Source organism: Dinoroseobacter sp. S76, from assembly GCF_049801095.1.
Taxonomy (GTDB): Bacteria; Pseudomonadota; Alphaproteobacteria; order Rhodobacterales; family Rhodobacteraceae; genus Dinoroseobacter.
Genome location: NZ_JBNAGH010000001.1, coordinates 946062 through 965442, shown reverse-complemented (window position 1 = coordinate 965442; position 19381 = coordinate 946062). Strand labels below are relative to the sequence as shown.

The window sequence follows — 19381 nt, the reverse complement described above, 5'->3', positions numbered from 1 at the left end:
TTGTGGCGGGCGAAGTCATGTCCGAGGATCTGAGCGCGCTGCCTGCGGCGGATGTGGTTATCCTCGGCGAGTTGCATGACAGCCCCACCCATCACATGAACCAAGCCCGCGCGGTCGCGGCTCTCAACCCTGCGGCGCTGGTGTTCGAGATGCTCTCCCCCGGGCAGCTGCAAGGGCTCAGCGAGCTGGAGCGCGAGGATGCCGAGACCCTCGGCGCCGCGCTCAACTGGGCCGAGAGCGGCTGGCCCGATTTCGAGATGTATTGGCCGATTTTCGCGGCCGCGCCCGAGGCGCCGCTTTACGGGGCCGCACTCCCGCGCGCGCTGGTTAGGGGCTCGGTCGCGGCAGGTCCCGCCGCGAGCTTTGCCGAGGCGGGGGGCGATCCGGCGCTTTACGGGCTCGACCAGCCCTTGCCCGAGGATCAGCAGGCGGAGCGTGAGGCGATGCAGATGGCCGCCCATTGCGATGCGCTGCCCGAGCATATGCTCGGCGGTATGGTCGGGGCGCAACGCTTGCGCGACGCGGCCTTTGCCGAGACGGTGCTCGAGGCGCTCGCAGCCCACGGGCCTCCTGTGGTGCTGATCACCGGCAATGGCCATGCCCGCAACGACTGGGGCGTGCCGTTCTATCTCGCTCAGGCCGCGCCGGAGGTGACCGTCTATGCGCTTGGCCAGCTTGAGGCCGCGCCCGAGGAGGACCCGCCCTTCGATGGCTGGCTGGTCACCACCCCGACCGAGCGTGACGATCCCTGTGCGGCCTTTCGCTAGGCGGCTCGGCGGTTGAGTTCCCGGCCCGGGCACCCTACACCTTGGTCAGCGGCGGTAAGGACTTCCCTAGATGCTGGCAGGCAAACGACTTCTTCTGATCATCGGTGGCGGGATCGCGGCGTATAAAGCGCTCGACCTGATCCGCCAGGCACGCCGCGCGGGCGCGACGGTGACCCCGGTTTTGACCCGAGCGGCAGAGGAGTTCGTCACGCCGCTGAGCGCTTCGGCCCTGGCTGCCGAGAAGGTCTATCGCGACCTCTTTGATCTGACCGATGAGGCCGAGATGGGCCATATCGAGCTCAGCCGCTCGGCGGATCTGGTGGTGGTGGCACCGGCCACGGCGGATCTGATGGGTAAGATGGCAGGCGGGCTCGCCAATGATCTCGCCTCGACCCTCCTGATGGCCACGGATACGCCGGTTCTGATCGCGCCTGCCATGAATGTCCGCATGTGGGAGCATCCCGCGACCCAACGCAACCTCGCGACCCTGCGCGGCGACGGGGTGAAGGTCGTCGGCCCCGATGCGGGGGAGATGGCCTGTGGCGAGTTCGGCCCCGGACGGCTCAGCGCGCCCGAGGCGATCCTCGCCGCGATCGAGGCGCATTTCGCCGATGGCCCGCTGACGGGGCGCCATGTGTTGGTGACCTCCGGACCGACCCATGAGCCGATTGATCCGGTACGCTACATCGCCAACCGCTCGTCGGGGCAGCAGGGCAAGGATATCGCTGCCGCTCTGCGCGATCTTGGCGCACGTGTGAGCTTTGTCACCGGCCCGGCGGATGTCGCGCCGCCCGAAGGGGTGGAGGTTCACAGGGTGGAAACTGCCGCTGAGATGCTGCGTGCCGTCGAGGCTGCTTTGCCTGCGGATGCGGCTGTCTTTGCTGCCGCTGTGGCGGATTGGCGGGTAACCGATGCGGCCAGTTCCAAGATCAAGAAGGATGGGAGCGGCGCGCTGCCGACACTCAGTTTTGCCGAGAACCCGGACATCCTGGCGACCGTGAGCAAAGGGGCGCAGCGCCCGAAACTGGTGGTCGGCTTTGCTGCCGAAACCGATGATGTGATCGCCCATGCCACCGCCAAGCGCGCGCGCAAGGGCTGCGACTGGATCCTCGCCAATGATGTGAGCCCGGCCACGGGCATCATGGGCGGCACCGAGAATGCGGTGACCCTGATCTCGGAAGAGGGGGCCGAGAACTGGCCCCGCATGGGCAAGGATGCGGTTGCCGCGCGCCTGGCTGCGCGCATCGCGGAGGCGCTCGCATGAATGTCGAGATCCGAGTGACGCGCGAGGAGTGGGCGGATCCCGAGATCCCCTTGCCGCGCTACGAAACGGCCGGGGCCGCGGGCGCTGATCTGCGCGCGAACCTGCCGCCCGAGACCCGCGAAAACGGCGTGACGATCCAGCCCCTGCATCGCCTGATCGTGCCCACGGGGCTGCGTGTGGCGATCCCGGCGGGTTACGAGATGCAGATCCGTCCGCGCTCAGGCCTCGCCCTGCGCCATGGGCTGAGCCTGCCCAACACGCCCGGGACCATCGACAGCGATTATCGCGGGCCCTTGGGGGTGCTCCTGACGGTGATCGGGACCGAACCGGTGACCCTGCACCATGGCGAGCGGATCGCCCAGGCGATCATCGCGCCAGTGGTCCAGGCCGGGTTCACTGCGGTCGACAGTCTCGATGACACCGCGCGGGGCAGTGCGGGTTTCGGATCCACCGGGCGGGAGTAGCGGCGTGTTTTTCGTCCTTTTTCTGGCCGGGGTGATCTGGCTTGTCGCCCGCCGCGCGGGCATGCCGCCCCAGGCGCGCTGGCTGCTGGTCGGGCTGCTCTATGTGGCGGTGCTCGGCGTGCAGATCATCCTGCCCGAGGAGAACCCGCTACGCGCCATGACCGGCGGATCGCCCGCGCTTTGGCTCCTGCTCGGGGCCTTCGCAGCTCTGGTCGTGGCCTATCGCGAGATCCTCAAGCGGATCCGCGCCCGGGTGCAAGCACCGCCCCCGGCAGTGGGGGAGCAGGTCGGTCCTTTCTCGGATGTGGAGCTCGACCGCTACGCCCGCCACATCGTCATGCGCGAGATCGGCGGTGTCGGTCAGAAGCGGTTGAAGGACGCCAAGGTTTTGGTAGTCGGTGCCGGGGGGCTCGGCTCGCCCGTGCTGCTGTACCTCGCCGGGGCCGGGGTCGGGACGATCGGGGTGATCGACCATGACACCGTGAGCCTCAGCAACCTGCAGCGGCAGGTGATCCATACCGACGCCCGCTCCGGCATGCCCAAGGTGTTCTCGGCTGAGGCGGCCATGAAAGCCCTGAACCCCCATATCACTGTGCGTCCCTATAACCGGCGCCTGACGGCGGAGATCGCAGAGGAGCTCTTTGCCGATTACGACCTGATCCTCGATGGCAATGACACGTTCGAGACGCGGTCACTTGTGAATAAGGCCGCTGTGGCCACGGGTAAGCCCCTGATTTCCGGCGCGATTGCCCAGTGGGAAGGCCAGATCAGCCTCTTCGATCCGGTGCGCGGGGCGCCCTGCTACGCCTGTATCTTTCCGACCGAGCCTGCGGATGGCCTTGCCCCGAGCTGCGCCGAGGCTGGGGTGGCAGGCCCGCTGCCCGGGGTGATCGGTACGATGATGGCGCTTGAGGCGATGAAGGAGATCACCCAGGCGGGCGAGGGGCTTGGCGGGCGCATGATGCTCTATGATGCGCTGAGCGCGGAGACCCGGACGGTGAAGCTGAAACGTCGGGCCGATTGCCCGGTCTGCGGAGACATTTAAGTCAGCCAGTGACGGGCGCGATGTGAGCCCCACAACGTCGGATGATCTCCGCCCAAAAACCATGACGCCTTTGCGGCGCTTACTCCGCGCGCAGCCCTTTGCTAGCCTCGCGCCACAGGCAATCGAAAAGAGGCGCCCATGTCCAAAACCATCCTGATCACCGGTTGTTCTTCGGGTCTTGGTATCAGCATTGCGGTGCAGGCGGCACAGGCCGGGCACCGGGTCTATGCCACCATGCGCAACCTCGACAAACGCGCGGATCTGGATGCGACCGCGACCGAGGCGGGCGTCTCCTTGACTATGTTGCCGCTCGATGTGCAGGACATGACGACGATCACCGCCTGCGTGGACCAGATCCTCGGGGAGGCTGGGCAGATCGATGTGCTGGTGAACAATGCGGGCGCCGGGTTCGTCCGCTCGACCGAGCAGGCCAGCGAGGACGATATCTCCTGGGTAATGGATGTGAACTTCATGGGCGTCGTGCGCTGCGTCAAAGCGGTGATGCCCCATTTTCGCACTCGGCGCAGCGGCCATGTGATCAGCATCTCCTCGGTCGGGGGGCTGGTCGGGCAGCCGTTCAACGAGATCTATTGCGGCGCGAAATTCGCGGTCGAAGGGTATATGGAGGCGATGGCCTCCTACATCACGCCGCATTTCGGGATCCATTTCACCACTGTGGAGCCAGGCGGGATCCAGTCGGAGTTTGCGGCCTCGGTGCTCAAGCATGTGGCCGACACGGGCGGGATGCTCGAGGATGAGTACTTGCCGATCCTGCAGAAATATGTGGGCGGGTCCCAGCGCCGTCAGGCCGGCAGCGATATCTATCAGACCGCGGATCAGGTGGCCGAGGTCGTGATGGGCTGTATCGCCTCCGACAGCCCTCCGATCCGTACGCGCACCTCGACATGGGGCGAGGCCTTCTGCGCGCTGAAGACCGATCTCGACCCGGAGGGCCGCAAGCTCCAGCAGCAGGTGATCGACCAGTTCCTGTGCGACTGAGCCTCCGCGCCCGAGGATGTGACCCGATGCGCGGCACCGAGGCCGCGCCGCTGGTTGTTGCCGCCCCCATGGCGACCTAGGTTGAGACCAAAGGAGACCTGCCGATGACCGACGCTTCCAACCCGCTGCTCGAGACCTGGACCCCGCCCTATGGCCTGCCGCCCTTTGACCGGATCGCGGATGCGCATTACGCACCGGGGCTGGAGGCCGCGCTGACCGAAGCCCGGGCCGAGATCGCGGCGATCGCCGAGGCGTCCGAGCCGCCCACATTCGACAACACGATCCGACCGCTGGAGGCGGGCGCGAAGAAGCTGAGCCAGGTCCTGCGCGTTTTCTTCCATGTGGCGGCCACGGACAGCACGCCCGAGCGGGAGGCCCTGCAGAAAGACTTCAGCGGCAAGCTCAGCGCCTATAACTCCGAAGTCATCACCAACGCGGCGCTCTTTCAGCGCATCGCGGCGGTTTGGGAGGGGCGCGGAGATCTCGCTGCGGAGGAAGCCCGGGTCACCGATCTTTACTACAAGGATTTCACCCGCTCCGGTGCCGCGCTCGAAGGCGATGCCAAGACGCGGATGACGGATATCAAGGCGCGGCTCGCCCTGCTCGGGACCGAGTTTACCCAGAACCTGCTCGCGGATGAGCGGGACTGGGTCATGCCCCTTGCCGAAGCGGACCTCGAAGGCCTGCCGGATTTCGTGGTGGCCACGGCGAAATCTGCCGCCGAAGAACGCGGGAGGGGGGGGCATGTGGTGACCCTCTCACGCTCCCTGATCGTGCCGTTCCTGCAATTCAGCCCGCGCCGGGATCTGCGCGAGCAGGCCTATGAGGCCTGGGTGGCGCGCGGCGAGCATGATGGCCCCACGGATAATCGCGGCATCGCGGCTGAGATCCTCGCCCTGCGGGACGAGCGCGCACAACTCCTCGGCTATGAGAGCTTCGCCGACTACAAGTTGGAGCCGGAGATGGCCAAGACGCCCGCTGCTGTGCGGGACCTTCTGATGTCGGTCTGGGCCCCGGCCAAGGCGTCCGCCGAAGCGGATGCGGCGGTGCTCACGGAGATGATGCAGGAGGATGGCGTCAACGGCCCGCTGGAGGCCTGGGATTGGCGCTATTATTCCGAGAAACGGCGGCAGGCGGAGCATGACCTCGATGAGAGCGAGCTGAAGCCTTACCTCCAGCTCGACAAGATGATCGAGGCGGCCTTTGACTGCTCTGCGCGACTTTTCGGGCTGAGCTTTGCCCCCATTGACGCGCCGCTCGCCCATGCGGATGCCCGCGCCTGGGAGATCCGGCGTGGAGACCGCCTGATGGCAGTTTTCGTTGGGGATTACTTCGCGCGCGCGGGCAAGCGGTCGGGCGCGTGGTGTGGGTCCCTGCGCTCGCAGCACAAGCTCGACGGGGACACACGGGCGATCGTGACCAATGTCTGCAACTTCGCGAAACCAGCTGCTGGGCAGCCCGCGCTTCTGAGCTTTGACGATGCGCGGACGCTCTTTCACGAGTTCGGCCATGCGCTCCATCATATCCTGTCGGATGTGTCCTATCCGATGATCTCGGGCACCTCCGTGGCGCGGGACTTCGTGGAGCTGCCGAGCCAGCTCTATGAGCATTGGCTCGAAGTGCCCGATGTGCTGCAGCGCTACGCGGTCCATGCGGAGACCGGTGCGCCCATGCCTGACGATTTGCTGGCGCGCATGCTTGCGGCCTCGACCTATGACATGGGGTTCCAGACCGTGGAATACGTGGCCTCGGCGCTGGTCGATCTGGCCTTCCATGAGGGCGCGGCTCCGGCGGATCCCATGGCGCGACAGACCGAGATCCTGGCCGAGATTGGCATGCCCCACGCGATCCGGATGCGCCATGCGACCCCGCATTTCGCCCATGTCTTCTCCGGCGATGGCTATTCCTCGGGCTATTACAGCTACATGTGGTCCGAGGTGATGGATGCCGACGCCTTCGCCGCCTTCGAAGAAGCGGGCAGCGCTTTTGACGCGGATATGGCCAGCAAGCTGGAGACGCATATCCTCTCGGCAGGCGGCTCGGAAGAGGCCGATCAGCTCTACCAGGCGTTCCGCGGACGGATGCCCGGAGTTGAGGCGCTCCTCAAGGGACGCGGGCTCGACAAAGCGGCCTGATCGCCGCCCTGTCCCGGTGCGCGCAGGGGCTTGCCGCGCCGGGCAGCCCGCAGCGCCCATCCGGGGAACAAAGAAAAACAGGCTTTTTTGCGAAATTCGTGCTATGGTTGTGTCACCATCACACCATAGTGAGGGACGCAGATCGTGTTTCAGACTGCCCCGACCGATGCCGAGATTGAAACTGGAGCCCTGGCTGCAGAGCTCGTAGATGGCCGCACAGAGATGCTGCGGCATCTCTTTGCCGCGGCGAATGCCACGTCACCCATTGTGATCTGGGACCCCATGGACCGGGATCTCAAACACCCGGTGGTGCGGGCCTTCGCGACCCAGCTCAGATCCATCGCCGATGCTGAGGGGCGCCTGACGCAAAGCGCGCTGGAGGCCGCGGATCTGGCGGGGTTCAACGATTGGATGATGCTGCTGGAGCCGCTCCGGGATGCAAGCGGCGCCGTCCGGGACTTTCGCTACCTGCATTATGGCTCCGAGATTGCGGCAAGCTATGGTCGCGACATGACCGGGCGCTGCACCTCCGAGATCGGCGGGCATATCGCGGCCTTCTTTGCGGCGCTCTATCAGGCGGTGCTGGTGCGCGGGGAATGGGTCAAGAGCATCCATGAACCCCCCTCCGAGGTCTTTGCCCGGATCTGGCGGCGGATGATCGTGCCGGTCTATGACGCGGCGGGCGAGATCGCGCGGATCGCGGTGCTCAACGTGGCGGATAACGACCTGCGCGCGGGGCTCGAGGCGGTTCCGGATCCGGTCATGGTCGTGCGCCAGAACGGCAATGTGACCTTTGCCAATGGGGCCGCCCGGGCGCTTTTCGGCGAGCGCCGCTTTCTCAGCGATCCAGTGACGCTGGAGGCCTATTCCGGGATTGTCCTCGATATGAGCCAGCCACGGGATTCCGTGCTCGACCGCCGAGTCCACACGGAGGAAACCCAGATCGGCGTCAATAACAGCCTAATCGTGCATTTCCGGGTGACGCGGAGCGTCATCTTCTACCGCGAGCAGCTCTACTATTTGGTGATTGCCAAGCCCGAGTGATCACTCCATCGGGGCGTGAGAGACGCCCCAAAGCTGATCTTCGCTCATCCAGCCCCGGGTGCGGCCCATCCGGACGCGGCACCAATCCCGCTCGCACCCCTCGAGCCGGGCAATCACACCCAGCTCCGCATGGGCGCGGATCGGCGCGTCGGCAGTCGGGTGGCTGAGCACGGGGGCCAGATCCTCCTCGATGATAACCGTGCGCGCGCCACTCAGGAGCGAGTAGTGCATCCACCCCCCCGCGCCATCCCGGTCGCGGACCCGGCGCCAATGGCCGTATTCGCCGGTGATCTCAAGCGGCATGTTGCGGTGCTTGAAGACCCAGTCGATCCGATGGGTCAGGCTGGGGCCGCGGCGGACATTGCCCTCCTTGGCCTTCATCGACACGAAGCGCGGGATTGGAAGGTTGGTCTCGGGACCGGTCTGTGGTTTGGGGGCTGCGCTCGCCTCGGTGGGTCCTGTCGTGGCTGGTGTGGTTTCCGCACGCGCGGCCCCAGATCCCAATGCCAGGGCGACAAAAACCGCCACACACGGCCCGATCTGGCGGATACCACTGAGAAAACGACCACGATGCGCGCGGTTGATCATAGATGCCTCGACTGCTCGCCCGAGCTCTGAAATCGGCCCGGTAATTTTATTGCGCTGAGGGGTCTATCTGCTTGCCCCTGTTCCTGACTTATTGCCAGTATGGCGCCGAGTTGAAAAGTGTGGAGGTGGGCCGATGCCCGGTGAACGCCTGAGTGTTGTCGTCACGCGACGGTTGCCCGACGCGGTGGAGACGCGCCTGAAGGAGTTGTTCGACGTGGAGCTCAATGAGAGCGATACGCCGATGTCCCGGGAGGCGTTGCAGGCGGCGATGCAGCGGGCGGATGTGGTCGTGCCGACGGTCACCGATACGATCGATGGGGCGATGCTGGCCGGGGCCGGGGATCGGTTGAAACTGATCGCGAATTACGGTGCCGGGGTGGACCATATCGACGTGGCTACGGCGCGGCAGCGGGGCATCCATGTCTCCAACACGCCCGGTGTTCTGACCGATGATACGGCGGATATGACCCTCGCGCTGATCCTCGCGGTGACGCGGCGGATTCCCGAAGGGCTCGCGCTGATGCAAGCGGGGACCTGGACCGGGTGGAGCCCCACGGCCCTTATGGGCGGGCGCGTGGCCGGGCGTCGCCTCGGTATTCTCGGTATGGGCCGGATCGGGCAGGCGGTGGCGCGGCGCGCCAAGGCTTTCGGTATGCAGATCCATTATCACAACCGTCGTCGGCTCCATGCGGGGATCGAAGAGGCGCTGGAGGCCACCTATTGGGAAAGCCTCGACCAGATGGTGAGCCGGATGGATGTGATTTCGGTGAACTGCCCGCATACGCCTTCGACCTTCCATCTGATGAATGCGCGGCGTCTGAAGTTGATGAAGGCATCCTCGGTGATCGTGAACACCTCGCGCGGGGAGGTGATCGACGAGAATGCCCTGACCCGGATGCTGCGCGCGGGGGAGATCGCGGGGGCGGGCCTCGACGTGTTCGAGCACGGCCATGAGATCAACCCGCGCCTGCGCGAGCTGCCCAATGTGGTGCTGCTGCCTCATATGGGCTCGGCCACCGAGGAAGGGCGCTCGGAGATGGGCGAAAAGGTCATCATCAATATCAAGACCTTCGACGATGGGCACCGGCCGCCCGATCTGGTCGTGCCGTCGATGCTCTGATCCACTTTGCTCTGAACCCCGTGGATTGATCCGGATCAAAGCTGGGCGGCTCCAGGGCTGTCATGCCTCCTTCTGAAATATTCAAGAAGGAGAATGTGATGGAGTGGACCGGCTTCATGTCCGACATGCGCGGCGATCTCAAGACGCTGAATGCGGCCATGCCCGAGACGGCGCGCGCCTTCGGGGCGTTGACCAAGGCGGCCAAGGAAAGCGGTGCGCTGGATCTGAAATCGCGGGAATTCGTGGCGCTGGGCATCGCGGTGTCGCAACGCTGCGCGCCTTGCATCGGCTTTCACGTGGAGGCGCTGGCCAAGGCCGGAGGTACGCGGCAGGAGCTCGTGGATGTGCTGAGCATGGCGATCCAGATGGGCGGCGGTCCGTCGCTGATGTACGCGGCCGAGGCGCTGGCGGCCTGGGACAGTCTCGTCGCGGACTAAACCTCCGGCGCGGGGCCGGGCGATCCGACGGAGCGGGTCGCGCTGCCCGGGCGCGATTTGGCCGCGCGGCATTCGATGATCACGCCGCTCACCATGACGCTTTGCGGGCGATCAAACACCAGCCGGTACCAGACCAGCGGCGCGTCGAGATCAAAGAGGGTTGCGGCGCTCACACCGTCCACTTGCCCCACTAGATCCTGCGCGCGTAGGCGCAGAGTCGGATGCTCGGAGCCCGCATCGATCAGATGGGCCGGCGCGCGCACGGGCTGATCCGGCGCGAGCAGCAGCGCGCGTTGCGGCATCATCGGGCCAAAGGCGCGAGCTTCGATCCGGATCGGGGGCGCAAGGGTGGTATCCACCCGGCTGCGCGGCTCAATCACCAGATCCTTGAGCGGTTGCAGCCCCTCGGTCCGCGTCACCACCAGATCCCCAGGATGGAGGTTCTCGATCCACCGGTCACCATAGGGGCTGCGCACGCTGGCCCCGGCCCCAATTCCGCCCGGGCCCCCCTTGGGGTCCTGGGGCGCGAGGGCCGTGTCGTCACGGGACATAAGGCTCATGGCAGACTCCTTGATCGGGCAGCGCTTGCCCCGGAGGCGCAGATCCCCCCGAGGGTCGCGATCAGCCTAGACCAGAGGCCTTAACAGCCCGTAAGCCTCTCAGCCGTCCTTTCGGATCACTGCATTGGTCGGGTCATAGGGGCTGTCCTCGGTGATCTCGGCATCCCAGAGCGCATTGAACATCCGCACCTTGAGCTTCGTACCCGGCACGGCGAGGTCCGGGCGGACATAGCCCATGCCGATGCTCTGGCCGAAGGCGACCGAGTAGCCGCCAGAGGTCAGGCGCCCGACCTTGGTGTCCGGCCCGGCTGGCGCATCCGCCAGATAGAGCGCCTCCCGTCCCCAGGGATCCGCATCCCCGGGTCCGTCGATCCGCAGGGTCGCGCATTTCGAGCGGATGCCGAGCGCCTCCATCGCCGCCTTGCCGTGGAAGTCCTTGGACAGGTCCACAAAGCGGTCGAGCCCGGCCTCCAGCGGGGTGGCGTCGCGACCCAGCTCGGTCCCGAAGGCGCGATAGGATTTCTCCTGCCGCAGCCAGTTCTGCGCCCGTGCGCCAACGGGTTTCAGACCCAGATCCGCACCCGCCTCCATCAGTTGGTCAAAGAGGTAGTTCTGCATCTCGATCGGGTGATGCAGCTCCCATCCCAGCTCCCCGGTATAGGCGACGCGGATCGCCATGGTCGGACACATCTTAAGCTCGATGTCTTTCGCGCTGAGCCAGGGGAAGCGCTTGTTCGAGAGCGCCGTGCCCGGTTCCGGATCGCGGATCAGCTTGGCGAGGATGGCGCGGGCATTGGGGCCGGCCAGGGCAAAGACGCCGTATTGCGAGGTGACATCCTGCAGCACCATCGGCCCGAACTCGGGCATCTTGTCGGCGATGGCCTTTTGCAGGAAATCCGCGTCATAGGCCTGCCAGGCCCCGGCGGAAACGAGGTAATACTGATCCTCGGCTTGTCGCACGATGGTGTATTCGCTGCGCGTGGTCCCGGCACAAGTCAGGGCATAGGTCAGGTTGATCCGGCCCACCCGCGGCAGCTTGTTGGTGGTGAACCAGTCGAGGAATTGGGTCGCGCCCGGGCCGGTCAAGACGTGCTTGGTGAAGGCGGTGGCGTCGATCAGGCCCGCCGTCTCGCGGATGGCCTTGGCCTCGGCGACGCTATGTTCCCACCAGCCGCCGCGACGGAAGCTGCGCGCGGCGTGGTCGTCAAAGCCTTTGGGGGCGAAGTAATTCGGACGCTCCCACCCGTTGACCTGCCCGAACTGCGCGCCGAGCGCTTTCATCCGGTCATAGCAGGGCGCGGTTTTCAGGGGGCGGCAGGCTTCTCGCTCCTCATCCGGGTGGTGCAGGATGAAGACGTGGGAATAGCATTCCTCGTTCTTGCGCATGGCATATTCGGTGGTCATCCAGCTGCCGTAGCGCTTGGGGTCGAGGCTCGCCATGTCGATCTCGGCCTCGCCTTCGATCATCTGCTGGGCGAGGTAGTAGCCTGTGCCGCCCGCCGCCGTGATGCCGAAGCTGAAGCCCTCGGCGAGCCACATATTGCGCAGGCCCGGGGCGGGTCCGAGCAGGGGGTTGCCATCGGGCGTGTAGCAGATCGGGCCGTTGTAGTCGTCCTTGAGGCCCACGGTCTCGGAACTGGGGATCCGGTGGATCATGGACATGTATTCCTCCTCGATCCGCTCGAGATCGAGGGGGAAGAGGTCCGCGCGGAAGCTGTCGGGCACCGCATATTCAAACCGCGCCGGGGCGTTTTGCTCGTAGGGGCCGAGGATCCAGCCGCCCCGCTCCTCGCGGACATACCATTTGGCATCTGCGTCGCGCAGCACCGGGTGCTCGGGGTTGGACTTGCGCCATTCGACCAGCGCCGGGTCCGGCTCGGTGACGATATACTGGTGCTCGACCGGGATGGCGGGGATCTTGATCCCCAAAAGCTGTGCGGTGCGTTGGGAATGGTTGCCCGTGGCGGTCACCACGTGTTCCGCGTGGATCGTGATCTGCTCGTCGGAGGGGACAAGATTGCCGCCCTTTTCCACCATCTTGGTGCAGGTGACGTCCCAGTGGTCCCCGGTCCAGTGATAGGCATCCACCTGCCAGCGCCGCTCGATCATCACGCCGCGCTGACGGGCGCCCTTGGCCATGGCCTGGGTCACATCGGCGGGGTTGATATAGCCATCGGTTGGATGAAGGATCGCCCCCTTCAAATCCTCGGTCCGCACCAGCGGGTAGCGGTCCTTGATGTCCTTGGGGGAAAGCCATTCATAGGGCACGCCCACGGTCTCGGCAGTGGAGGCATAGAGCATATACTCGTCCATCCGCGCCTGGGTCTGGGCCATGCGCAGGTTGCCGACGACCGCGAAACCGGGGTTGAGGCCGGTTTCTTCCTCAAGCGTTTTGTAGAACTTGATGGAGTAGTCGTGGATATGGCTCGTGGCGTAGCTCATGTTGAAATAGGGCAGAAGCCCCGCCGCATGCCATGTGGAGCCGGAGGTCAGCTCGTCCCGCTCCAGCAGCATGACATCGGACCATCCGCCGCGCGCCAGATGATAGGCAATGGAGGTGCCGACCGCACCGCCGCCGACGATCAAAGCTTTGACATGGGTTTTCATCGGGAGCCTCCTTCGCGCAACGGGGCCAGCATAGCAGCGTCGGCGGGGGGCGTGCGGTCCAGCCGACCCATGGCGGTGCGAATGCGACCTGTTGCTGGGCCCGGTGATCTGCTGGGCGCGTGGGTCGAGAGGGCGGGAGCCTCCGGCGGGGATATTTAGAGACTTAAGGGAGGGGGCGCGGATCCGAGGCTGGTGCGGGCGATCTGGGCTGCGCGTAGATCACGGTTTCCGCGGCGATGGGAGAGTGGGTTTCCAGATGCAGGCTGTGCTCGGGCAGGGTGCGGCGCAGCCAGGGGAGCAGCTCGAAGATCTGCCAGCCGTGGTAGGTGCAGATCGCCAGTTTCGGGGCGAAACGCTGCAAGATCTGGAGGCCGCCTTGCAGGGCGCGGAGCTCCATCCCTTCGATATCCATCTTGATCAGATCCACGCGAGGCAGGGATTGGGACGCAACCAGCGCGTCGAGCGTGGTGGTCACGGCCTTGGGCCCGCTGGTCTGCCCCTCCGGCGCGATATGGGCACCCGTTGTGGTGCCCGCCAGGTGGATCTCTTCACCGTCCCGGTCGGAGATCGCTGCGGGCAGGGATGTGATGCGCTGGGACAGGTCCGGATTGGCGGCGCGGTTGCGCGCTTGCAGAGCCAGTTCTGTCGGGGTCGGCTCGATGGCGAGCACGCGCCCCTTGGGGCCGACCACCGCCGCAAAAGCGAGGCTCGTGTCGCCGGCCCCCGCGCCGAAATCGAGGGCGATATCGCCCGGTTCCGGCCCGATCCGCAGCCCATCGCGATCGAGGAAATACTGACGCTCGAGGAAGGGGCTGATCGCATTGCCATAGGGGGCGAGGTAGTGCAGCGGCGTGTCGCCAAAGCTCAGGCTGTGCATCTCGAGCCCAGCCTCATCAGGTTGGCGGCTGATCACGCGGTCATGGGCGGCCACATGGGCTTCCCATCGATCCCGGGCGGTCATGGCAAAGCGCGTTGGCCCCAGGAGCTTGGCGGCAAAGAACTCCTCCAACCGCGTGCGGGAGGTCGCGTCGTCGAGCATGCCCTCCAGCGCGTCGATCTCTGCCGCGCGGTCCTCGAGAAACGCGGTCTTCTGGGGCAGGGTGTGGGGCGGCACCCGGTAGCGGGCGAGCAGGGAGTTTAGCGGCTCGGCCACGGGCGCCAGCGCGGTTTCGCTGTCCTGCGCGAGGAACGGCGCCAGCCGCGCGCGCAGCCGGTCAGAGAGAGAGGGGGCGGTCATGGGCGCTCCTTTGCTGGGACCAGCGCTCGCATGCGGCGCGCCTCTTGGCAAGCGCCCGGGGGCTGCGCGGATTGGCCCTGTTGAGCGGATGCAAGGCTTGCCGCACATCTGCGGCAGTTTTGGAGGTGCTCCCATGTCCGCTCAACCCCAGCCTGACGCCCCGTCCGCCCCGGTCCGCCGGATCACCGTGCCGCAGATCGCCGCGCGCAAGGGCGGAGATCCGATTGTCGCCCTGACCGCGAGCCATGTGCAGTTTGCGCAGATCCTCGATGCCCATTGCGATGTGCTTCTGGTGGGCGACAGCCTTGGGATGGTGACCCATGGCTTTGAGACGACCCTGCCGGTGAGCGTGGATCTGATGATCGCCCATGGGGCCGCGGTGGTGCGGGGGACCAAGCGGGCGCTGGTCGTGGTGGACATGCCCTTTGGCTCCTATGAGGAAAGCCCTGAGGTGGCGTTTCGCAATGCGGCGCGCATCATGGCCGAGACCGGCTGTCAGGCGGTCAAGCTCGAAGGCGGTGCGCGCATGGCCGAGACGATCGCCTTTCTGACCGCGCGTGGCATCCCGGTGATGGCTCATATCGGGCTGACCCCGCAAAGCTCCAACGCCATGGGCGGGTTCAAGACCCAAGGGCGCGATGCCGAGAGCTGGCCCTTGCACCACGCGGATGCCAAGGCCGTGACTGAGGCGGGTGCGTTCTCCGTGGTGCTGGAGGGGATGGTAGAGCCCCTGGCGGCGGAGGTCTCTGCAGCCTGCACGATCCCGACCATCGGGATTGGCGCGTCGAAAGTCTGCGATGGCCAGATCCTCGTGATGGAGGACATGCTGGGCCTCGGCGGCTGGGCCCCGAAATTCGTCCGCAAATTCGCGGATCTGCGCGGCGAGGTCGACCGGGCCGCCGGCGCCTATGCGGCCGCCGTCCGGGGTCGCAGCTTTCCGGGCGAGGACGAGACCTATGGCTAAAGCTGTGTTTGTCGCAGCGCTTTGGTGACTGTGTCACCGACAGGGGCGGGTGCTATGGGCGATGCTCGGGTCAGGATCTGACACGAAAGGAGTCGCATCATGACCCGCAACGAAGGCACGCTCGACCGCGCGCTGCGCATCATCGCAGGGCTTGTCCTGCTCTCGCTCGTTTTCATTGGCCCGCAAACCCCCTGGGGCTGGGTCGGTATCGTCCCGCTGCTGACCGGGCTTGTCGGCTACTGCCCGGCCTATTCGATCTTCGGGATCAACACCTGCGGGTTGAAGAAAAGCTGATCGTCCGGCGCAACCGGGCCTCGGGCTCCTCCACCAGCTTCCCCCCGCGAGGTCCGCGTCAGACGTGAAAAGGGGCAGCGCCGTTCCGTGCTGCCCCTCCTTCTTAAGTCTCTAAATATCCCCGCCGGAGGCCCGCGCCGTCAGGCGCGCACCGCGCGGTACCGGATCAGTTCGGAATATCGCCGGTGATGCCCTGGACGTAAAAATCCATGGTCACGAGCTGCTCATCCGTGGCGACCTCGCCCTCGGCCAAGAACACGCTGCCATCCTGCTTCAGGATCGGCCCGGTGAAGGGGTGGTACTCGCCAGCGGTAATCGCAGCGATCATCGCTTCAGCCTCTGCCTTGACCTCGGCAGGCACCGGCGCAGTGATCTCACCGATCACGACTTCGCCTTCGGCCATGCCGCCCCAGCTGTTCACCTGCTCCCATGTGCCATCCATCACGGCCTGAACACGCTTGATGTAGTAAGGGCTCCATTCGTCAATGATCGACGCGATGCGCGGGGAGGGCTTGTAGGCGGCCATATCATTGGCCTGACCGAACCCATAGACACCCTCCGCCTTGGCCATCTCGGCCAACGGAGCAGTCGAGTCCGTATGCTGCATGATGATATCAACGCCCTGCTCCAGCAGGGCTTTGGCTGCATCGGCCTCTTTCGCGGGATCGTACCATGTATAAGCCCAGACCACGCTGATCTCGACATCGGGGTTCACTTTCTGCGCGTGCAGGAAGGCCGAGTTGATGCCTTGGATCACTTCGGGGATCGGGAAAGAGGCGATGTAGCCGATCTTGTTGGTTTGCGTCATGCTGCCCGCGATATGCCCGAGCACGGCCCGACCTTCGTAGAACCGGGCATTGTAGCTGGAAACATTCGGGTGCAGGCGCTTGTAGCCCGTCGCATGCTCAAACTTCACATTGGGAAACTTGGCGGCGATATTGTTCACTGGATCCATGTAGCCAAAGGATGTCGCGAAGATGATGTCGGCACCAGACAGAGCCATCTGCGTCATGACGCGTTCGGCATCCGCCCCTTCGGGCACGATTTCCTGGAACACAGTTTCGACTGCATCGCCAAAATGCTCTTCGACTGCCAGACGGCCTTCATTGTGCTGGGTGTTCCAACCACCATCATTGATCGGCCCAACCATGATGAAGCCAACCTTTGTCTTGTCTTCGGCGAACGCGCCACTGCTGACCCCAGCTGCCAGTGCTGCCGCGAGCGCGGCGCTTTTTAGTCCAAAGCGGAATTTCATACGTTGTGTTCCCTGTGAAACCTGTTGGTGTTGAGCCCGTCCGGGGGGGCGTCGCGTGGCTTTATCCTACAGACCGCCGCCCGGTCGGCAAGAGCAGGCGCGGCTTGTCTTGCTCGCAGCTTGAGCGCGTGCCCGAAAAATGTGCGACCGTTAGAATGCGCGCCCCGGTACTGGGGCGCGGCTTTGCCGGCATGGCCTGCCTAGCTCGACGCGTGGAAGCTGCGCCCGAGGGCTGCAGGAGCATTCAGAGCCGCGCGGGTCTTGTCCATGGACATCAGGACCAGCACGAGGATGGTGATCAGGTAGGGGCTCATGGAGAGCAGCTCCACCGGGACTTTCACACCTGCCGCCTGCAGGTTCAGTTGCAGCACAGTGATGCCGCCAAAGAGATAGGCGCCCAGCACGACTCGCCAGGGCCGCCAGCTAGCAAAGACCACGATTGCCAGAGCGATCCAGCCTGCGCCTGCGGTCATGCCTTCTGTCCATTGCGGCACGCGAACAAGGCTCAGATAGGCGCCGCCCAGGCCTGCCAGCGCGCCGCCAAAGGCAATCGCCATCAGGCGGATCCGCACGACCTTGTAGCCGAGCGCATGGGCTGCATCATGGCTCTCGCCCACGGCGCGCAGGATGAGCCCTGCGCGGGTGAATGTCAGCACCGCCCAGACCGCGGCGACCAAGGCGATGGAGATATAGACCATCAGGTCATGGGAAAAAAGGATCCGCCCGAGCACCGGAATATCCGACATTGGCCCGAAATTCAGCGGCTCCGTCACCGGGGCCTTGATCCCCACATAGCCTTGCCCGACCAGCGCCGAGAAGCCGAGGCCGAAGAGCGTGAGCGCCAGGCCCGTGGCCACTTGATTGGACAAAAGGAACTGCGTCAGCACGCCAAAGATCATCGACAGCGCCGCGCCCCCGAGGGCGGCGAAGACAAAGCCGAGGGCCGGGCTTTCGGTCTCGACCGCGATGGCAAAGCCGCAGATGGCGCCGAAGATCATCATGCCCTCGACCCCGAGGTTCAGCACTCCGGCCTTCTCGCAAACCAGCTCGCCCAGAGCGGCCAGCAGGATCGGAGTGGAAGCCACGATCAGCGAGGCGATCAGGATAACAGGATTAATGGCCTCCATCAGAAATGGCTCCCGTCGAGTGCGATGCAGAAAAGGCAGATGATGCTCCAGCCCGCAGCCAGACCAAGCGCCATCCGGGGCAGGTGGCGGAAGCTAGGGCGGTGGGATAGCAGGGGGCGCAGGTATGACCGTAAACCGGGGACCAACAGGAACAATACGGCTCCGCCACCTAAGACAGCCACATGCGCCAGCACAAAGCCCAGCCCAGCCGGTGTCTCCGCATGGAGCAGGAACGGGATCATGAGGCCCATCATCAGCCCCATAGCGAGCGGTGGATTGGAAAGGCGCATCATGCTGTGGACCCCTTACCCAGACGCACGCGGTAGTTCGACAGCACGTCGACCCCAAGCAGGAAGAACAGGAGCATGCCCTGGAAGGCCTGGATCGCCGCCGAGGGCAGGCCGAGCATGAACTGCGCAAGCTCTCCGCCGATATAGGTCAGCGCCATCAAGAGCCCGGCGAGCAGGATGCCGATCGGGTTCAGGCGTCCGAGGAAGGCCACGATGATCGCCGTGAACCCGTAGCCCGAGTTGAAATCGATGCTGATCTGTCCGGCAGGGCCGGTGACTTCAAAAAGGCCCGCGAGCCCGGCGAGCCCGCCCGAAACCCCGAGGCAGACCGCCACCAGGAGCGACGGGTTCACCCCGGCAAAGCGCGCGGCGCGGGGGGCTTGCCCCGTGAGCTTGATCTGGTAGCCGAGCAGATGCCGGTTCAACATCACATAGGCGGCGATCACCGCGATGAAGGCTGTGACCACGCCCCAATGCATGCCGGTGCCTGCGATCAGCTCCGGGTTCGACATGGCGTCGATCTGCGACAGGTTGCGCGAGCCGGGAAAGCCGCCGCCCTCGGGGTTGCGCAGGGCGCCGAGCGCCATGGAGGCGAGGATGGCTTCGGCCACATAGACGAGCATGAGCGAGACGAGGATCTCGTTCGTGCCGAATTTGATCTTGAGAAGGGCCGGAATCATCGACCAGGCCCAGCCGCCGAGAGCTCCGGCGAGCACCATGGCGGGGAAGATCAGGGCGCTCTCGGTGGGATAGGCTGCAAGCCCCACCGCCGCGCCGCAGATCGCGCCCATGATGTATTGCCCCTCGGCGCCGATATTCCAGATCCCGGCGCGAAAGCCAAGACTGAGACCGATGGCGATCAGGATCAGGGGCCCGGCCTTGATCAGGAGCTGCGGGCGCGAGAAGGCCGCGAATTGCTCGGAAAAGAGCGGATCCCAGAAGATCGTGCGCAGGGCCTCGAACGGGTCCTTGCCAAGGGCAGCAAAGAGGATGCCACCAGCGATCATGGTCAGGATCACCGCAACCACCGGGGTGAGGGCGGTCCAGAGGCGGGACGGATTCGGGCGTTTTTCGAGACGGATCATGGTTGGGGCCTCGGGGCCGTGGCGCGCGCCGTTGCGACCCGGTCGGGACAGTTGCGCGGGCGGGAGCCTCCGGCGGGGATATTTAGAGACTTAAGAGGG

At 65.3% G+C, this 19381-nt stretch carries 19 protein-coding genes; 11 read left to right on the top strand and 8 right to left on the bottom strand.

The genetic code is table 11. The features are described 5' to 3' along the window. Positions 1 to 17: 17 nt before the first annotated feature. From ACP153_RS04670 to ACP153_RS04640, 7 genes are all read left to right on the top strand, one after another. Positions 18 to 767, top strand: a complete 750-nt coding sequence (locus ACP153_RS04670; RefSeq protein WP_424970010.1) for a ChaN family lipoprotein — start codon at positions 18 to 20, stop codon at positions 765 to 767. A gap of 70 nt (positions 768 to 837) precedes the next feature. Next, positions 838 to 2031 (top strand): bifunctional phosphopantothenoylcysteine decarboxylase/phosphopantothenate--cysteine ligase CoaBC, encoded by a 1194-nt coding sequence (gene coaBC / locus ACP153_RS04665; protein ID WP_424969802.1) that lies wholly within the window; start codon positions 838 to 840, stop codon positions 2029 to 2031. Next, the gene (gene dut, locus ACP153_RS04660) at positions 2028 to 2495 is read left to right on the top strand and encodes a dUTP diphosphatase (RefSeq protein WP_424969801.1); all 468 of its coding nucleotides are present in this window, start codon (positions 2028 to 2030) and stop codon (positions 2493 to 2495) included. Before coaBC ends, dut begins: the two co-directional genes overlap by 4 nt. 4 nt (positions 2496 to 2499) lie before the next feature. Then, positions 2500 to 3540: a HesA/MoeB/ThiF family protein gene (locus tag ACP153_RS04655; protein ID WP_424969800.1), complete on the top strand. Its 1041-nt coding sequence runs from the start codon at positions 2500 to 2502 to the stop codon at positions 3538 to 3540. 138 nt (positions 3541 to 3678) lie between these two features. Then, positions 3679 to 4539 carry an SDR family oxidoreductase gene (locus ACP153_RS04650; RefSeq protein ID WP_424969799.1) on the top strand — a complete coding sequence of 287 codons (861 nt, stop codon included), beginning with the start codon at positions 3679 to 3681 and terminating at the stop codon, positions 4537 to 4539. Between the two features lie 104 nt (positions 4540 to 4643). Further along, positions 4644 to 6674, top strand: a complete 2031-nt coding sequence (locus ACP153_RS04645; protein ID WP_424969798.1) for a M3 family metallopeptidase — start codon at positions 4644 to 4646, stop codon at positions 6672 to 6674. A 144-nt stretch (positions 6675 to 6818) separates the two neighbouring features. After that, entirely contained in the window at positions 6819 to 7718 is a 900-nt protein-coding gene (locus ACP153_RS04640; RefSeq protein ID WP_424969797.1) for a PAS domain-containing protein, read from the top strand. On the opposite strand, the gene ACP153_RS04635 is transcribed toward ACP153_RS04640, so the two are convergent. Beyond that, complete coding sequence (locus ACP153_RS04635) at positions 7719 to 8306, bottom strand: SH3 domain-containing protein (protein WP_424969796.1); 588 nt, start codon at positions 8304 to 8306, stop codon at positions 7719 to 7721. 133 nt (positions 8307 to 8439) lie between these two features. Between ACP153_RS04635 and ACP153_RS04630 the strand changes: the two genes are divergently transcribed. Together ACP153_RS04630 and ACP153_RS04625 are read left to right on the top strand one after the other, a co-directional pair. Then, entirely contained in the window at positions 8440 to 9426 is a 987-nt protein-coding gene (locus tag ACP153_RS04630; protein ID WP_424969795.1) for a 2-hydroxyacid dehydrogenase, read from the top strand. Between the two features lie 98 nt (positions 9427 to 9524). After that, positions 9525 to 9863: a carboxymuconolactone decarboxylase family protein gene (locus tag ACP153_RS04625; protein WP_424969794.1), complete on the top strand. Its 339-nt coding sequence runs from the start codon at positions 9525 to 9527 to the stop codon at positions 9861 to 9863. Here the strand turns inward: ACP153_RS04625 and ACP153_RS04620 are convergent. The 3 genes from ACP153_RS04620 to ACP153_RS04610 form a co-directional block, all read right to left on the bottom strand. After that, positions 9860 to 10423 (bottom strand): Hint domain-containing protein, encoded by a 564-nt coding sequence (locus ACP153_RS04620; RefSeq protein WP_424969793.1) that lies wholly within the window; start codon positions 10421 to 10423, stop codon positions 9860 to 9862. The genes ACP153_RS04625 and ACP153_RS04620 overlap by 4 nt on opposite strands. Before the next feature lie 99 nt (positions 10424 to 10522). Beyond that, positions 10523 to 13030, bottom strand: coding sequence for a GcvT family protein (locus ACP153_RS04615; protein ID WP_424969792.1), 2508 nt, complete (start codon positions 13028 to 13030; stop codon positions 10523 to 10525). A 163-nt stretch (positions 13031 to 13193) separates the two neighbouring features. Next, positions 13194 to 14267 (bottom strand): FkbM family methyltransferase, encoded by a 1074-nt coding sequence (locus ACP153_RS04610; RefSeq protein ID WP_424969791.1) that lies wholly within the window; start codon positions 14265 to 14267, stop codon positions 13194 to 13196. 133 nt (positions 14268 to 14400) lie between these two features. Here ACP153_RS04610 and panB point away from each other — a divergent pair, with 133 nt between their 5' ends. Beyond that, positions 14401 to 15231: a 3-methyl-2-oxobutanoate hydroxymethyltransferase gene (panB, locus tag ACP153_RS04605; RefSeq protein WP_424969790.1), complete on the top strand. Its 831-nt coding sequence runs from the start codon at positions 14401 to 14403 to the stop codon at positions 15229 to 15231. Between the two features lie 99 nt (positions 15232 to 15330). Continuing rightward, positions 15331 to 15525, top strand: a complete 195-nt coding sequence (locus ACP153_RS04600) for a YgaP family membrane protein (RefSeq protein ID WP_424967955.1) — start codon at positions 15331 to 15333, stop codon at positions 15523 to 15525. A 166-nt stretch (positions 15526 to 15691) separates the two neighbouring features. On the opposite strand, the gene ACP153_RS04595 is transcribed toward ACP153_RS04600, so the two are convergent. The 4 genes from ACP153_RS04595 to ACP153_RS04580 form a co-directional block, all read right to left on the bottom strand. Then, complete coding sequence (locus tag ACP153_RS04595; RefSeq protein ID WP_424969789.1) at positions 15692 to 16780, bottom strand: BMP family ABC transporter substrate-binding protein; 1089 nt, start codon at positions 16778 to 16780, stop codon at positions 15692 to 15694. A gap of 200 nt (positions 16781 to 16980) precedes the next feature. After that, entirely contained in the window at positions 16981 to 17907 is a 927-nt protein-coding gene (locus tag ACP153_RS04590; RefSeq protein WP_424969788.1) for an ABC transporter permease, read from the bottom strand. Continuing rightward, complete coding sequence (locus tag ACP153_RS04585; RefSeq protein ID WP_424969787.1) at positions 17907 to 18200, bottom strand: hypothetical protein; 294 nt, start codon at positions 18198 to 18200, stop codon at positions 17907 to 17909. Before ACP153_RS04585 ends, ACP153_RS04590 begins: the two co-directional genes overlap by 1 nt. Then, positions 18197 to 19282 (bottom strand): ABC transporter permease, encoded by a 1086-nt coding sequence (locus ACP153_RS04580; protein WP_424969786.1) that lies wholly within the window; start codon positions 19280 to 19282, stop codon positions 18197 to 18199. Before ACP153_RS04580 ends, ACP153_RS04585 begins: the two co-directional genes overlap by 4 nt. Between the last annotated feature and the right edge of the window lie 99 nt (positions 19283 to 19381).

What these genes read in the sequence shown, in the direction of transcription:
- ACP153_RS04650 (WP_424969799.1), top strand. Translation starts at nt 3,679, where the DNA reads ATGTCCAAAACCATCCTGATCACCGGTTGTTCTTCGGGTCTTGGTATC.
- ACP153_RS04585 (WP_424969787.1), bottom strand. Translation starts at nt 18,200, where the DNA reads ATGATGCGCCTTTCCAATCCACCGCTCGCTATGGGGCTGATGATGGGC.
- panB (WP_424969790.1), top strand. Translation starts at nt 14,401, where the DNA reads ATGTCCGCTCAACCCCAGCCTGACGCCCCGTCCGCCCCGGTCCGCCGG.
- ACP153_RS04590 (WP_424969788.1), bottom strand. Translation starts at nt 17,907, where the DNA reads ATGGAGGCCATTAATCCTGTTATCCTGATCGCCTCGCTGATCGTGGCT.
- coaBC (WP_424969802.1), top strand. Translation starts at nt 838, where the DNA reads ATGCTGGCAGGCAAACGACTTCTTCTGATCATCGGTGGCGGGATCGCG.
- ACP153_RS04625 (WP_424969794.1), top strand. Translation starts at nt 9,525, where the DNA reads ATGGAGTGGACCGGCTTCATGTCCGACATGCGCGGCGATCTCAAGACG.
- ACP153_RS04620 (WP_424969793.1), bottom strand. Translation starts at nt 10,423, where the DNA reads ATGAGCCTTATGTCCCGTGACGACACGGCCCTCGCGCCCCAGGACCCC.
- ACP153_RS04635 (WP_424969796.1), bottom strand. Translation starts at nt 8,306, where the DNA reads ATGATCAACCGCGCGCATCGTGGTCGTTTTCTCAGTGGTATCCGCCAG.
- ACP153_RS04600 (WP_424967955.1), top strand. Translation starts at nt 15,331, where the DNA reads ATGACCCGCAACGAAGGCACGCTCGACCGCGCGCTGCGCATCATCGCA.
- ACP153_RS04595 (WP_424969789.1), bottom strand. Translation starts at nt 16,780, where the DNA reads ATGAAATTCCGCTTTGGACTAAAAAGCGCCGCGCTCGCGGCAGCACTG.
- ACP153_RS04610 (WP_424969791.1), bottom strand. Translation starts at nt 14,267, where the DNA reads ATGACCGCCCCCTCTCTCTCTGACCGGCTGCGCGCGCGGCTGGCGCCG.
- ACP153_RS04645 (WP_424969798.1), top strand. Translation starts at nt 4,644, where the DNA reads ATGACCGACGCTTCCAACCCGCTGCTCGAGACCTGGACCCCGCCCTAT.
- ACP153_RS04615 (WP_424969792.1), bottom strand. Translation starts at nt 13,030, where the DNA reads ATGAAAACCCATGTCAAAGCTTTGATCGTCGGCGGCGGTGCGGTCGGC.
- ACP153_RS04630 (WP_424969795.1), top strand. Translation starts at nt 8,440, where the DNA reads ATGCCCGGTGAACGCCTGAGTGTTGTCGTCACGCGACGGTTGCCCGAC.
- ACP153_RS04580 (WP_424969786.1), bottom strand. Translation starts at nt 19,282, where the DNA reads ATGATCCGTCTCGAAAAACGCCCGAATCCGTCCCGCCTCTGGACCGCC.
- ACP153_RS04670 (WP_424970010.1), top strand. Translation starts at nt 18, where the DNA reads ATGTCCGAGGATCTGAGCGCGCTGCCTGCGGCGGATGTGGTTATCCTC.
- dut (WP_424969801.1), top strand. Translation starts at nt 2,028, where the DNA reads ATGAATGTCGAGATCCGAGTGACGCGCGAGGAGTGGGCGGATCCCGAG.